General features: G+C 64.1%; 13 protein-coding genes. 9 read left to right on the top strand and 4 right to left on the bottom strand.

The features are described from left to right. Positions 1 to 99 precede the first annotated feature (99 nt). The gene (locus BM154_RS12845) at positions 100 to 615 is read left to right on the top strand and encodes a hypothetical protein (protein WP_244157149.1); all 516 of its coding nucleotides are present in this window, start codon (positions 100 to 102) and stop codon (positions 613 to 615) included. Positions 616 to 853: 238 nt separating this feature from the next. Here BM154_RS12845 and BM154_RS12840 read toward each other — a convergent pair whose 3' ends face one another. Next, positions 854 to 1597, bottom strand: a complete 744-nt coding sequence (locus BM154_RS12840) for a class I SAM-dependent DNA methyltransferase (protein WP_074884288.1) — start codon at positions 1595 to 1597, stop codon at positions 854 to 856. Between the two features lie 230 nt (positions 1598 to 1827). Between BM154_RS12840 and BM154_RS12835 the strand changes: the two genes are divergently transcribed. Continuing rightward, a complete protein-coding gene (locus BM154_RS12835; protein WP_074884285.1) occupies positions 1828 to 2496 on the top strand; it encodes an ion channel in 669 nt (222 codons plus the stop codon). A gap of 146 nt (positions 2497 to 2642) precedes the next feature. Then, positions 2643 to 3815 carry a GGDEF domain-containing protein gene (locus tag BM154_RS12830; protein WP_074884281.1) on the top strand — a complete coding sequence of 391 codons (1173 nt, stop codon included), beginning with the start codon at positions 2643 to 2645 and terminating at the stop codon, positions 3813 to 3815. Positions 3816 to 3844: 29 nt separating this feature from the next. Here BM154_RS12830 and BM154_RS12825 read toward each other — a convergent pair whose 3' ends face one another. After that, a complete protein-coding gene (locus BM154_RS12825; RefSeq protein WP_074884278.1) occupies positions 3845 to 4546 on the bottom strand; it encodes a DUF2076 domain-containing protein in 702 nt (233 codons plus the stop codon). Positions 4547 to 4797: 251 nt separating this feature from the next. On the opposite strand from BM154_RS12825, the gene BM154_RS12820 reads away from it, so the two are divergent. From BM154_RS12820 to BM154_RS12805, 4 genes are all read left to right on the top strand, one after another. Further along, on the top strand, positions 4798 to 5655 hold the full coding sequence (locus tag BM154_RS12820; RefSeq protein ID WP_074884274.1) for a DMT family transporter: 858 nt from the start codon (positions 4798 to 4800) through the stop codon (positions 5653 to 5655). A gap of 101 nt (positions 5656 to 5756) precedes the next feature. Continuing rightward, positions 5757 to 6104, top strand: a complete 348-nt coding sequence (locus tag BM154_RS12815; protein WP_074884271.1) for a cupin domain-containing protein — start codon at positions 5757 to 5759, stop codon at positions 6102 to 6104. Between the two features lie 237 nt (positions 6105 to 6341). Then, positions 6342 to 7430, top strand: a complete 1089-nt coding sequence (locus BM154_RS12810; protein WP_074884268.1) for an SMP-30/gluconolactonase/LRE family protein — start codon at positions 6342 to 6344, stop codon at positions 7428 to 7430. A 335-nt stretch (positions 7431 to 7765) separates the two neighbouring features. Beyond that, on the top strand, positions 7766 to 8587 hold the full coding sequence (locus BM154_RS12805) for an HDOD domain-containing protein (RefSeq protein WP_074884264.1): 822 nt from the start codon (positions 7766 to 7768) through the stop codon (positions 8585 to 8587). Between the two features lie 169 nt (positions 8588 to 8756). Here the strand turns inward: BM154_RS12805 and BM154_RS12800 are convergent, their stop codons facing one another. After that, positions 8757 to 9164 carry a transcriptional regulator gene (locus tag BM154_RS12800; protein WP_074884261.1) on the bottom strand — a complete coding sequence of 136 codons (408 nt, stop codon included), beginning with the start codon at positions 9162 to 9164 and terminating at the stop codon, positions 8757 to 8759. A 112-nt stretch (positions 9165 to 9276) separates the two neighbouring features. Here BM154_RS12800 and BM154_RS12795 point away from each other — a divergent pair, with 112 nt between their 5' ends. Continuing rightward, entirely contained in the window at positions 9277 to 9732 is a 456-nt protein-coding gene (locus BM154_RS12795; protein ID WP_074884258.1) for a BRO-N domain-containing protein, read from the top strand. 10 nt (positions 9733 to 9742) lie between these two features. Here BM154_RS12795 and BM154_RS12790 read toward each other — a convergent pair whose 3' ends face one another. Then, on the bottom strand, positions 9743 to 10390 hold the full coding sequence (locus BM154_RS12790) for a UPF0149 family protein (protein ID WP_074884254.1): 648 nt from the start codon (positions 10388 to 10390) through the stop codon (positions 9743 to 9745). 152 nt (positions 10391 to 10542) lie between these two features. Between BM154_RS12790 and BM154_RS12785 the strand changes: the two genes are divergently transcribed. Beyond that, on the top strand, positions 10543 to 12546 hold the full coding sequence (locus BM154_RS12785) for a peptidase U32 family protein (RefSeq protein WP_074884251.1): 2004 nt from the start codon (positions 10543 to 10545) through the stop codon (positions 12544 to 12546). Positions 12547 to 12721 lie beyond the last annotated feature (175 nt).

The raw sequence follows: 12721 nt of genomic DNA, 5'->3' as shown, positions 1-12721 counted from the left end.
CATAACCTGCCGTGATTGCCGGGCAGCCATGGCAGGTGCCGGCACGTAGCCCTCAGCGCTTTGCGCCTACAACCCTCGGAACGCCCTTTAGTCAGACCTATGGACGAGAATGACGCCATGGACATCCGCTTTCTGACCTTCCCCGATTTTCACAGCGTATATTTCTACCGCTCCATCACCCTCGCCATCCTTCTGGCGATTGGCGGCCTGGTGCTGTTCAAAGCGGCGGAGATGCGGCTGCCCGAACTCCTGCTGGTTGGCGGCTGCTTGCTGCTTATGGGTTGGCGATTTGCGCTGGAATGGCGGCGGTTGAACAAGGCCGGGCCGGCCTCGGTACATGGCGATGAACTGATCATTTCCAACGAGAACGATCATCGACGCATCCCGCTGGGCAGCGTGCACACCGTCACCACCAAGCACAGCCTGTTTATGGTGCGGCGCTATCGCTCGTGGTCAGAGCACCTGGCCTTCGTGGAATTCACCCTGCACAACGGCGAGCGCGTTTACACCCTGGCCGAAAGTGCGGTGTTCGAATCACCGGCGGCCAAACGAAGCCTCACGGCGCTCCAGGCCGCCGTGCTGGCGGCCAAGGTGAAAAGGGCCGCAGCTGGCTGACAGGCCTGCGGCGTTGGTCGCCGAGTTGTAGTAGGCGCAATCGGTGAAGTTGTTCAGCGATGTGCTCAGGTCCCAAGATTTTCATCCACCGCGTGTTTTTTCACGCCACCGAACCTGCGCCACGGTGCTGTGCGCTTCCTTTCGATACACAACTGCGTGGGAGCGGCTTCAGCCGCGATCAGGCTTGAAGTCGCGGAGGGATCGCGGCTAAAGCCACTCCCACGACCAGAGCTACTCCCTAACGCTTCACACAGACGAACAGCGCATTCCCCGCCCCGTCGCTAAGCGGCAGGATGCGCTGATAGTCATGCTCCAGCACATGCACCTCGAAGTGCGGCTCTAGCAGCGCCTGCAGCTCGGCGAAGCTCACCGCGACCATGGGGTGTTCGTCGTGCCAGGTCAGGGTTTGGTCGCCCGTGGTCTTTTCGATGCGCAAGCGCAGCGCCTGGCGCTCGCCCGCGCCGCTGTAGTGCCAGCCGGAACTGAAGGTGAAGTGCCCCGCATCGATCTGCACGGTGTGCGAGGCGAACAGGCGATTGTCGATGCGGGTGCGGTCGACCGCGTTGAAGCAGAACAGCCCGCCGGGCTGCAGGGCGCGCTGCACGCTGGCGATGCAGGCGGTGAGCCGCTCGAGCGTGGCGCTGTAGTGCAGCGAGTAGAGAAAGCAGGTGATCAGGTCGACCGGCTCGGCGACGCTGAAGGCGCACATGTCCTGCACCGCGAAGTGCGCCTCGGGACAGCGGATGGCGGCCTTGTCGAGCATCGGCTGGTTGATGTCCAGCCCGCCACTGTGAAAGCCCGCGTCGAGAAAATGCCGCACGTGGGGCCCGGTGCCACAGGCCAGGTCCAGATGCCGCCTGCCGCCATTGCCGAACAGTTGCTGCAGGCGCTGCACGGCATGGCTTTGCGCGCGGTAGTCGATGTCGGCGCACATCAGGTCGTAGTAGTCGGACAGATCCGTGTAGAGAGCGTTGACGGGCATCGGGACCTGACCATGGCGGGGTGTTTTCGAGGGTGGCGGATCATAGCCGAAATCCCCTGCGGCGCTGCGACTATTCGCTGTGCGGATCGGCCCGGGTGATGGCCGCAACGCGCTAAACGCCATGCTGGCTGACCGGCGGCCAATGGCAGCTTACGCGGCGCTGGCGATCCTTTAGACTGCCCGGCAAAATGGCGCCCCGCTGCATACCTCCCCTCGCCCGGTCGACTCCGATGCCCAAGGCTCATACCTATCTGCTGCGCTACCCATCCGCCAGCCTGCTGTTCGTGCAGTTGCTGGGTATCGTGCTCTACCCCTTCATGGAGCAGCTGTCCGAGGGACGCGCCATCGTCGGCACCTTTGGCATCGTGGTGCTGGCGATGTCGTTGCGCATGGTGCGCAGCAGCCCAACCATCCAGTGGATCGCCTTCACCCAGGCAGCGTGCATCCTGACGCTGACCGTGGCAGTGGAGTTCGAGGCCAATACCGCGCTGTCGATCCTGCTGGCAGCGCTGGAGTCGAGCTTCTATTTCTATGCCGCTGGCGGGCTGATCGCCTACATGATGGAGGACCAGCGCGCCAGCACCGACGAGCTGTTCGCCGTTGGCGCCACTTTCACCCTGCTGGCCTGGGCGTTTGCCCATGCGTTTCATGTATGCCAGCTGCTGAGCCCCGGCAGCTTCACCGCGGCGGTCAATCCCGAGGCGCAGCGCACCTGGGTGGAGCTGCTGTTCCTGAGCTTCACCACACTGTCGGGGGTCGGCCTGAGCGACATCATCCCGCTGCGGCCCTTCGCCCGCGCCCTGGTGATGCTCGAGCAGTTCGCCGGCGTGATGTACATCGGCCTGGTGGTCACCCGCCTGGTGAGCTTGACGGTTCGGCCGAAACACAGTGACCCATGAAGCGCCAAGGCGCTCGGGCGAAACCTGGGCGCGGCACTGGCACCTGCATTTTCATAACGCGTGGCTATGCTCGAAGCCATGACCGATGCACTGCCGATCAGCCGGCAGATCGCACCCCCTGACCTGTATAGAAAGGCCGATCACACGTGGCGCTCGATCCCCTCACCCTGCTGACCATGACCATCGCCCTGGCACTGGCGGTAGCTCTGTACCTGGCGCTGGAATGGCGTACCGTGCAGGAGCCGGCGCTGCTGTTCTGGAGCGCCGCCTTCGCCCTGATCAGTATCGGCTCGACCCTGGCACTGCTGCGCGGTAGCGGCCTGCTGCTGGTCGGCATCTGGTTCGCCAATGGCCTGCTGGTGGCTTCGCACTGGCTGTTCTACGCCGGCGTGGCGCGCTTTACCGAAACGCGGCTAGGGCGTGCCTGGGGTCTGGTGCTGGTCATCTGGTTGGCGATGTTGCTGCTGCCGGAAGGGCCGCAGTGGTCGAAAATCATGCTGGTGGTCAACTCACTGTTGATTGCGCTGATCACCATCAGGGCCAGTTTCCTGCTGCGCCCTCGGGGCAAATCACTGGGCGCGGGCGCTGCCCAGTTGCGCTTCGTATTGCTGGGCCACGGGCTGTTCTACATCGCCAAGACCTTTCCGGTACTGGTGCCCGGCACACTGATCGACCTCGCCGCCTTCCGCGGCGAGATCATCCAGATCTCGCTGGTCGAAGGCGTGATGGCGCTGATGCTGATCGCCCTGTCGATGACCGGCACCGTGCGCTACCGCCGCGAGAAACGCATCGAACGCCTGGCCGCCCGCGACCCGCTGACCGCCATGTACAACCGCCGTGCTCTGGAAGCACGAGCCCCGCACCTGCTCGATGCCGCCTCCTGCACCCGGCCCGGCGCGCTGCTACTGATCGATATCGACAACTTCAAACTGGTCAACGACCTGCACGGGCATGGCGCTGGCGACCGCCTGCTGGTTGCGCTGGGCGAGATGATCCGCCTGGCGCTGCCCGAGGGCGCCCTGGCAGCGCGGCTGGGCGGCGACGAGTTCGTGATTCTGCTCAGAAATACCTCGCGCGCGCAGATCGTGGAGCTGGGCGAAGGCTTGCGCGAGCGCTTCCGAGCCCTGGCCGCCGTGAGTTTCTCGACGCCCCAGGCGGTTACCCTCAGCGTCGGCGCCACCCTGTTCGACCAACCGCCCGCCAGCCTGGCGGCCCTGATCGAACAAGGCGACGTGGCGCTGTACCAGTCCAAACGCGACGGGCGCGACAGCATTCGCCTGGTCGATCGCACCGCCCACGCCGAACCGCTGGCGGGCTAACCCCCAGCACTACCCGCGCCAACACGGCCTTAGCTGAACATGCTGTCGTCGTCGAAGAAGTCCGAACTGTCGAAGGCATCGGTATCGATGTCGTTGCTGTCGGCGTACGGCGTGTCGTTGAAGTCGCCTGCGAAGTTATCGCGCATGGGCGCGTCGTCCAGGCCACCGGCAAAATTGTCCTGCAAGGGCGCGTCTTCGCGGATGACTTCGACGATTTCCTGCGGCTGATCGTGATGGAACATGCTGGTCAGCAGATCCGCCACCATGACCCCGCCCGCCACCCCGGCTGCGGTCTGCAATGCGCCGCGCATGAAACCGCCGCCCTGGGCCGCCGGTGCGGCGCCCGGCATGCTGGCCGGCGCCATGGGTGCGGCATTGGCGTTCTGGGAAAAGCGCGTTTCACCCCAGCCAGCCGGGCGCTGGCTCGGCTGCGGCACGTTGGCTGGTTGGCCGCCACCGAACAGCCCCGAGAGAAAGCCGCCACTGCCGGCGCGCTGGCGCTGGGTTTCGGCCGCCTGGGCTTCCAGCTCACGCACGCGCTGATCCAGGCGCTTGATCGCGGCCTCCTGAATCAGCAATGTCTGGGCCATGTAATAAGGTGCGGCAGGCTGCCGGGCCAGGTGACGCCTGATCTGCGCCTCGGCATCGCTGTCACGCAGGCCGCCCTCGTGCTCGGCTTCTTGCAGGCGGGTGAACAGACCATCGATCAGGGTTTGCTCTTCGGAATTCATGGGTGCCTCGCTTGCGCAATGAACAAATGCACGTCCCTGTTCCAGGTGCCGCGCGGCGCCGGGCGCCGCTCAATCGTATATTGGAGTGAACGACAAAATTACAAGTTCCGGGTTGCCCACTAAACAAGCAGCGCGGATGACGCCTCTCGCCAGGTCGCGAACGCCTCTTCCGGCGGCGTATCTGGGCAGGCCAGCGCACCATATTGGCGCGATGATCGGGGCAGCAATCTATAACGACAAGGAAAGCCGGGATGACAGACTCAGCGCGTGGCCTGCTGCTGGTCACCAGCGGCATCGTGCTGCTCAGTTTCGATGGCCTGCTGGTGCGCCTGGTACAGGCGGACGGCTGGAGCATCGTATTCTGGCGCGGGCTGCTGATGTTCATCGCCCTGGGCGCCTTCTCGCTGTCGGCTCCAAGCCGGGCAAGCCTGCGCGCCAAACCGCTGCCCAGCGCCGTGTCGGCGGTACTGCTGGCGCTGATCTCGATCTTCTTCGTGTTGGCGGTCATCCACACCACGGTGGCCAACGTGGTGGTCATCCTCAGTACCGCGCCGCTGTTCGCAGCGCTGTTCACGCGCTTCTTGCTGCACGAGGCGGTGGCACTGCGCACCTGGCTGGCCATCGGCGTGGCGACGCTGGGCATCGTGCTGGTGTTCGCCGGTTCCTTCAGCGCCAGCGACCTGCTGGGCAACGGCTATGCGCTGCTGTCCTCGGCGGCGCTGGGCGCCAACCTCACCTTGCTGCGTCGCCACTCCAGCCTGGCCCGCATGCCGTTGATCGCCCTCGGCGGGCTCGTCGCTGCCGTGATCGCCCTGCCCAAGGCGCAGCCCTTCGGCCTGGATCAGGCCAGTTACCTGGCGCTGGGGATCATGGGGCTACTGCAGATGCCGGTGGCCACCTTGCTGATCAACAGCGCGACACGCTACCTGCCGTCCGCCGAGGTGGCGCTGTTCTACCTGCTGGAAAGCGTGCTGGGCACCCTGTGGGTCTGGTACTTCCTGAGCGAGGTGCCGGCCCGAGCAACGCTGTACGGCGGTGCGCTGGTGATTGCCACGCTGGTGGTGCATGCCGGTTTCACCCTGCGTGCCCGCCCCGCCTTGCCGGCTTGAGCCGGTAGCGCGAATACGTACGCCCATGTCGACCCCAGACAACCGGGCGGTAGATGCGAACAATAAGGTGAACTCCCTTCGACCAACACCAGGAGCCGTTCATGGCCAACAAACCGATTACCGTACTGCGCGACACCCAGCCCATGCCCGTAGTCGACGCCTGCAAATGGGAGCGCATCGACGGCGAGCCGCACACGGTCAACCTCAACGCCTACACCAGCGACGATGGCAGCAAGATCATGGGCACCTGGATCTGCACACCGGGCAAATGGCGGGTCGAGTACGTGAAGTGGGAGTACTGCCACTTCCAGGAAGGCTACTGCATCATCACCCCGGACGGCATGGCGCCGATCCACCTCAAGGCCGGCGATATCTTCGTCGTCGAACCGGGCATGAAGGGCACCTGGGAAGTGGTGGAAACGGTGCGCAAGTACTTCGTGTTCGCCTGACCCCTTCCTGTGCGGCCACCGCTTGCAGGCGGTGGCCATCATCAAGTCATCAGATGACCTGATCCGATATCTGCGCACCACCCCAAGGTAGAAAAATAAAATCCATTTACTATCAATAAATTAGAAAATTCATTATCCAGCGCCGGCATTCAGGCGCGACAGATCTTTCACAGTCATCGTACATCTTGTAAGTTGTTAGCGCCGCTTCGGCTCGACAATAACAAGAAGGGACATGACATGAACGACACGCCGCAAACTGGCAGCTCGCGCCGCCGCTTCCTCAAGCATTCACTGATCTGCTCCGCCGCTGCCGCCAGTGCCGGCTCATTGCTGCCACAACTGGCAAGCGCCGCACAGCCGCTTGGCCTGCGCTATCCCGACAACGCAGTGCAGGCGCTCGATGACAGCTTTTTACAGCTGCGTCTCTTCAACGCCAGCGTAGAGAAACTCGCCGATGGCTTGCGCTGGGCAGAAGGCCCGGTGTGGTTCGGTGACGGCCGCTATCTGCTGGTCAGCGACATTCCCAACAACCGCATCATGCGCTGGGACGAGATCAGCCAGACCCTGGGCGTCTACCGCCAGCCCTCGAACTATGCTAACGGCCTGGTGCGCGACACCCAGGGCCGCCTGATCGCCTGCGAAGGCTCCACCACCCAGGAGCTGGGGCGGCGCATCACTCGTACCGAACACGACGGGCGCATCACCGTGCTGGCCGATAAATTCGACGGCAAGCGCTTCAACTCGCCGAACGACGTGGTGGTCAAGCGCGACGGCTCGGTGTGGTTCACCGACCCACCCTTCCAGACCGGCAATTTCTACGAGGGCTACAAGATCGAGCCGGAGCTGCCCCATGGCGTCTACCGCATCGATGGCGAAACCGGGCAGGTCACTCGCGTGGCCGACGACCTGGGCGGCCCCAATGGCCTGTGCTTCTCACCGGGCGAGAAGACCCTGTACATCGTCGAAGGGCGTGCCAAACCCAACCGCCTGGTGTGGGCCTACCCAGTGAACGACGACGGCAGCCTCGGCCCACGCCGCAAACACATCGAAGCCACCGACACCGGCGCCCTGGACGGCATCAAGTGCGACGAGTTCGGCAACCTGTGGTGCGGCTGGGGCAGCAACGGCTCGCCTGAAAGCGAGCCGGAAAAGCTCGACGGCGTGCGGGTGTTCAACAGCGAAGGCAAGGCCATCGGCCATATTACGCTGCCAGAGCGCTGCGCCAACCTGTGCTTTGGCGGCGAGAAAGGCAATCGCCTGTTCATGGCCAGCAGCCACGCGCTCTATTCGATCTTCATCAACGCACGGGGCGCGACGCTGGTGTGAGCGGCTCGATCATGCCCGGCCGGAGCGGGCATGATCCTTCACCCTGGTCATGGACTGCCGCCCTTCCCCTCGGCCAAGGCAACGAGCGACTGGAGGATCGGATAAATGCGACCGACGGAGGCCTATATGGGCAAACGTGCGCGCCGCAATCAGGTGGCCGGCAATGCTGACTTCTGCCCACGGTCGCCCATGAATCAACATTGAAAAGCTGGGCTTTTTCGCTTTGCAACGCCCTCTGGCGCGACGAAAAACCCCGCCCAAGGCCTGGCACCCACCAGTAGCGCGGCTATGCTGAAACTCCATATCGACCCCCGGTTTTTTCCCAGGAGCCTCATATGGATATTGCTAGCCTTTTCGCGGAACTGCACACCCTCCCCACCGTGCCCAAGGTCGCCCAGGACCTGATCCAGCAATTCGACAACCCCTCCACCAACCTGGAAAGCGTGGCGCGCAATATCGAGCGCGACCCGGTGGTCGCCGCCAAGGTGCTGCGCCTGGCCAACTCGGCGCGCTTTCGCGGCTCGCGCGATGCCAGCAGCGTGGAAGATGCCGCCATGCGCCTGGGCTTCAACACCCTGCGCACCCTGGTACTGGCCTCGGCCATGACCGGCGCCTTCAAGGTCGATACCGGCTTCAACCTGAAAAAATTCTGGCTGCGCAGTTTCCGCGTGGCGAGCATCGCCCGCGCCCTGGCCAAACTGTCGAAGCTCGACCCGGATGCCGCCTTTACCTGTGGAATGATGTACAACATCGGCGAGCTACTGATCCAGACCGGCGCCCCGGACTTTGCTCGCCGCCTGAACCGCCATCCGCAACGCGAAGCGGCTGCCCAGGCTGCAGCGGAAACCCTGCAACTGGGCTTCGGCTACCCCGAAGTCGGCGCCGAGCTGGCGCGACGCTGGCAGCTACCGGCGCTGATCCAGAACGCTATCGCCTACCAGAACAAACCGGCCCAGGCGCCAGGCGACAGCCAGTATGCTCGCCTGGTGGCGCAGGCGATCCACGTCGAGGAGAGCTTGGAGGCCCACGGTTTGACCGATGAAGCCAAACAGGACCTGGAAGGCCCACTGTTCGAGGGTGTGGACCTGGCCAAGCTGTTCGAGGCCCTGCCGGCCGTACTGGAAGCGGACAAGGCGTTCGGCGAGCTGCTCAACTAGACGTAGCAACGGCGGCCCGGGCGATGCTGGCACCGCGGCCGCCGGCTTGTTAACCGGCGCACCGCCGGGCTCGCACGGCGGGCTGCAGACGCTGCCCGGCCTTACTCAGATGCGCAGGCGGATTGGCCTGGCACCGTTTTCCGGCGCCACGGCCTCGCCGAAAAAGGACTTACTTGGCGCTATCCGTGGGCTCGGCTGTCTTTGCAAAGGCCATGATCACATCACGGACCACCTTGCGCTGCGCAGACGGCAAGGCGAGAAAGGCCTCGACGGCTTCCCGCTCGGGGTAGAAGAGCGGATCTTCCCAACGATTGCGCTGCTCGCGCACCGCCAGGGCGGCACGCTCACCGAAGCGCAGCGCCTGGGGCTCGATACGCAGCCAGTCGGCCAACACCTGCAGTTTGTCCTGGGAGGGAATGGCCTGGCCGCGCAGCCAGCGCGACACCGCCTGGAAGGTTACCGAACGCCCCCAGTAGCGGGAGTTGAATTCCCGCTCCAGCACGGCAGGACGATCAGGGTAGCCGGCGGCGAGCATGGCATCGCGCAGGCGCTGGGCAAATTCGGTTTTTTCGGTCATGGGCGGACGTTAAATTCCGCTTCCATGCTAGATTGAACATACGGTTTAATTGTAAATTAAATTCATGGTTTCATGACAGGCAATACGAGGTTGAACGCGCACAGGAGGTGCCATGAACACGGTAGGACCCTTTCATTTCGACGGCCAACCGATCACCGTCTGCACCAGCATCGATGGGCGCCTGTGGTTCTGCGCAGACGCCGTCTGCTCAGCCCTGTGCTACGGCGACAGCCAGGCGGCGATGCTCGATCACTGCCGGCCTGGCGGCATCCTGTTCGGCAACCAGCAGTCGCCCCAGGCGATGATCGACCTGTGCAACGTGCTGCAACTGAGCCACCACTGCCCGTCAGCTCGCGCCGCGCAGTTCCACGAGTGGCTGTGCAACCGCGTGCTGGCCTCGCAACTCGATCATTCGAGCAAACCCCAGCGCCACCAGCTCAGTACCCAGGGCCATCACATGCAGGTACTGCGCTGGCAGGAGAACTGGTGGCTGGCGATGCAGGATGCGGTACAGCTGTCCGGCAGTGCCGATGAGCTGCTGCCCATCGACCCACGGCCTGTGCCGTGACCTGCCGCGTTCAGCTACGCAGGCAGCACTGTTTGTATTTCTTGCCGCTGCCGCAGCTGCACGGATCGTTGCGGCCGACCTTGGCCTCTTCGCGACGTGCCGGCAGCACCGGCTCCAGATGCTGCTGCCAGTACTGGTACAGCGCCACGGCGGCCGGCTCGACGGTGGCCACAGAGGCGTCGTACGCCTCATCGGACATGGCGTTGAGCGCGTCCATGCCCTCTTCCTCACCGTGCAGCCGGATAGTGGCCAGCGAAGCCTGGAGCGCTTCAGGCAGTTCGGCCTCGATCCAGCCGGCAACCTGGGCACCGCGCAGGTAGCCCGCGCACCACTGCGACACGATGAGCTTTTCACCCTTGCCATTGCTGTCGGCCAGGAAGATCGCCTGGTAGTCATCAGGCTCCTCATCAAGCATGTACGCCGCTTCGCTCATCAGCTCGACGGCCAGGGTGGTGAAATGCTCGCCTTCCTTGTCGCTCGCCCACTTGGGCAATTGCTCGGCCCAGATAGGCGGATACCAGAGGCCAGGGTCGATCCGCCGCGGTCCGGAAACGATGGCCGCGAAATAGCCATCCAGTTCACTGGCGGAAAGAATCGAGTCGTCGTTGCCGTACTTGAGCAACAGCTGATCGAGCTTTTCGAGCCCTTTGTTATCCATCGAAAAACGCCCCCTGAAAAAAGGCCGCTACTGTCCCACAGATGGCGGGTCGCCGACAGCCTTGCCAGCCGTCCGGCACATCACGGGTGCCGATGCGCCAGCGGCCCGGTACAATGCGCGCCTTGCCCGTGCTCAGCCCATAAAGAAAAAACATGTCCTTGCCCAAGAACCACCTGGAACTGCTCAGCCCTGCCCGCGATGTCGAGATCGCCCGCGAGGCCATTCTGCATGGCGCCGACGCCGTCTACATCGGCGGCCCGAGCTTCGGCGCGCGGCATAATGCCTGCAACGAGGTGAGCGATATCGCCAAGCTGGTGGAGTTCGCCCGTCATTACCACGCGCGCATCTTCACCACCATCAACACCATCCTGCATGACGACGAGCTGGAGCCGGCGCGCGCGCTGATCCATCAGCTCTACGACGCCGGCGTGGATGCATTGATCGTGCAGGACCTGGGCGTACTGGACCTGGACATTCCGCCCATCGAGCTGCACGCCAGCACCCAGACCGATATCCGCACCCTGGGCCGGGCCAAATTTCTCGACCAGGCCGGCTTCTCCCAGCTGGTGCTGGCCCGCGAGCTGAACCTGCAGGAAATTCGCGCCATTGCCGATGAAACCGATGCGGCCATCGAGTTCTTCATTCATGGTGCGCTATGCGTGGCCTTCTCCGGGCAGTGCAACATCTCCCATGCCCAGACCGGGCGCAGCGCCAACCGTGGCGACTGCTCCCAGGCCTGCCGCCTGCCCTACACCCTCAAGGACGAGAAAGGCGGGGTCATCGCCTATGAGAAACACCTGCTGTCGATGAAGGACAACAACCAGAGCGCCAACCTGCGCGCCCTGGTCGAGGCCGGCGTGCGCTCGTTCAAGATCGAGGGCCGCTACAAGGATGTGGCCTACGTGAAGAACATCACCGCCCACTACCGCCGCGAGCTCGACGCGATTCTCGAAGACCGCCCGGACTTGGCCCGCGCCTCCAGCGGCCGCACCGCGCACTTCTTCGTACCGGACCCGGACAAGACCTTCCACCGCGGCAGCACCGACTATTTCGTCACCGACCGCAAGGTGGATATCGGCGCCTTCGACTCACCGACCTTTACCGGGCTCTCTGTCGGTCATGTCGAGAAGGTGAACAAGCGCGACCTGATCGCCGTGACCCATGAGCCGCTGTCCAACGGCGACGGCCTCAACGTGCTGGTCAAACGCGAGGTGGTCGGTTTCCGGGCCAACATCGCCGAGCTGAAAGGTGAGTTCGAGGAAGACGGCGAGAAGCGCTACCGCTACCGCGTCGAGCCCAACGAAATGCCGGCCGGCATGTTCCGCCTGCGCCCCAACCATCCGCTGAGCCGCAACCTCGACCATAACTGGCAGCAGGCGCTGCAGAAGACCTCGGCGGAGCGCCGCATCGGCATCCAGTGGCAAGCCGAACTGCGCGAAGAGCACCTGAACCTGACCGCTACCAGCGAGGAAGGCATCAGCACCCGTGTCAGCCTGGCCGGCCCCTTCGGCCCCGCCAACAAGCCGGAACAGGCCCTCGAAGGCCTGCGCGACCTGCTCACACAACTGGGCACTACCATCTACCACGCCCAAGGCGTGCAGCTGGACGCGCCCCAAGCGTTCTTCGTGCCCAACTCGCAGCTGAAAAGCCTGCGCCGCGAGGCTATCGAAGCGCTGACCGCAGCCCGTGTAGCCGCTCACCCGCGCGGCAGCCGCAAGGCCGAGAGCAACCCGCCACCGGTGTACCCGGAATCGCACTTGTCGTTCCTGGCCAACGTCTACAACCACAAGGCCCGCGAGTTCTACCATCGCCACGGCGTGCAGCTGATCGACGCCGCCTACGAGGCACACGAAGAAGAAGGCGAAGTGCCGGTGATGATTACCAAGCACTGCCTGCGCTTCTCCTTCAACCTGTGCCCGAAGCAGGCCAAGGGCGTCACCGGCGTGAGGACCAAGGTGGCGCCGATGCAGCTGGTGCACGGCGACGAAGTGCTGACCCTGAAGTTCGACTGCAAGCCGTGCGAGATGCACGTGATCGGCAAGATGAAGGGCCATATCCTCGACCTGCCGCAACCAGGCAGCGCCGCCGCTCAGGTGGTTGGCCATATCAGCCCCGAGGACCTGCTGAAGACGGCGCGGCGACAGGCGCCGCACTGAGCCTCCATGCCACTCGCGGGGTGATGCAGCAAACCAGCCCCTGGGCTGCGGTTTGACATGCACCGGAGTGGCCGGCTGGCTCGGCCGCCCCTCTGGACAGCCCGCAGCAGCTGCGCGCTCTGCGGCTACAACGTCATCGAGCTACGCACGCTACCGGAGCGCAGGCGCCAGGTCA

It is taken from the genome of Phytopseudomonas argentinensis, from assembly GCF_900113905.1.
Taxonomy (GTDB): Bacteria; Pseudomonadota; Gammaproteobacteria; order Pseudomonadales; family Pseudomonadaceae; genus Aquipseudomonas; species Aquipseudomonas argentinensis.
Note: the sequence above shows the minus strand (reverse complement) of the source record. Positions and strands in the feature narration are given on the sequence as shown.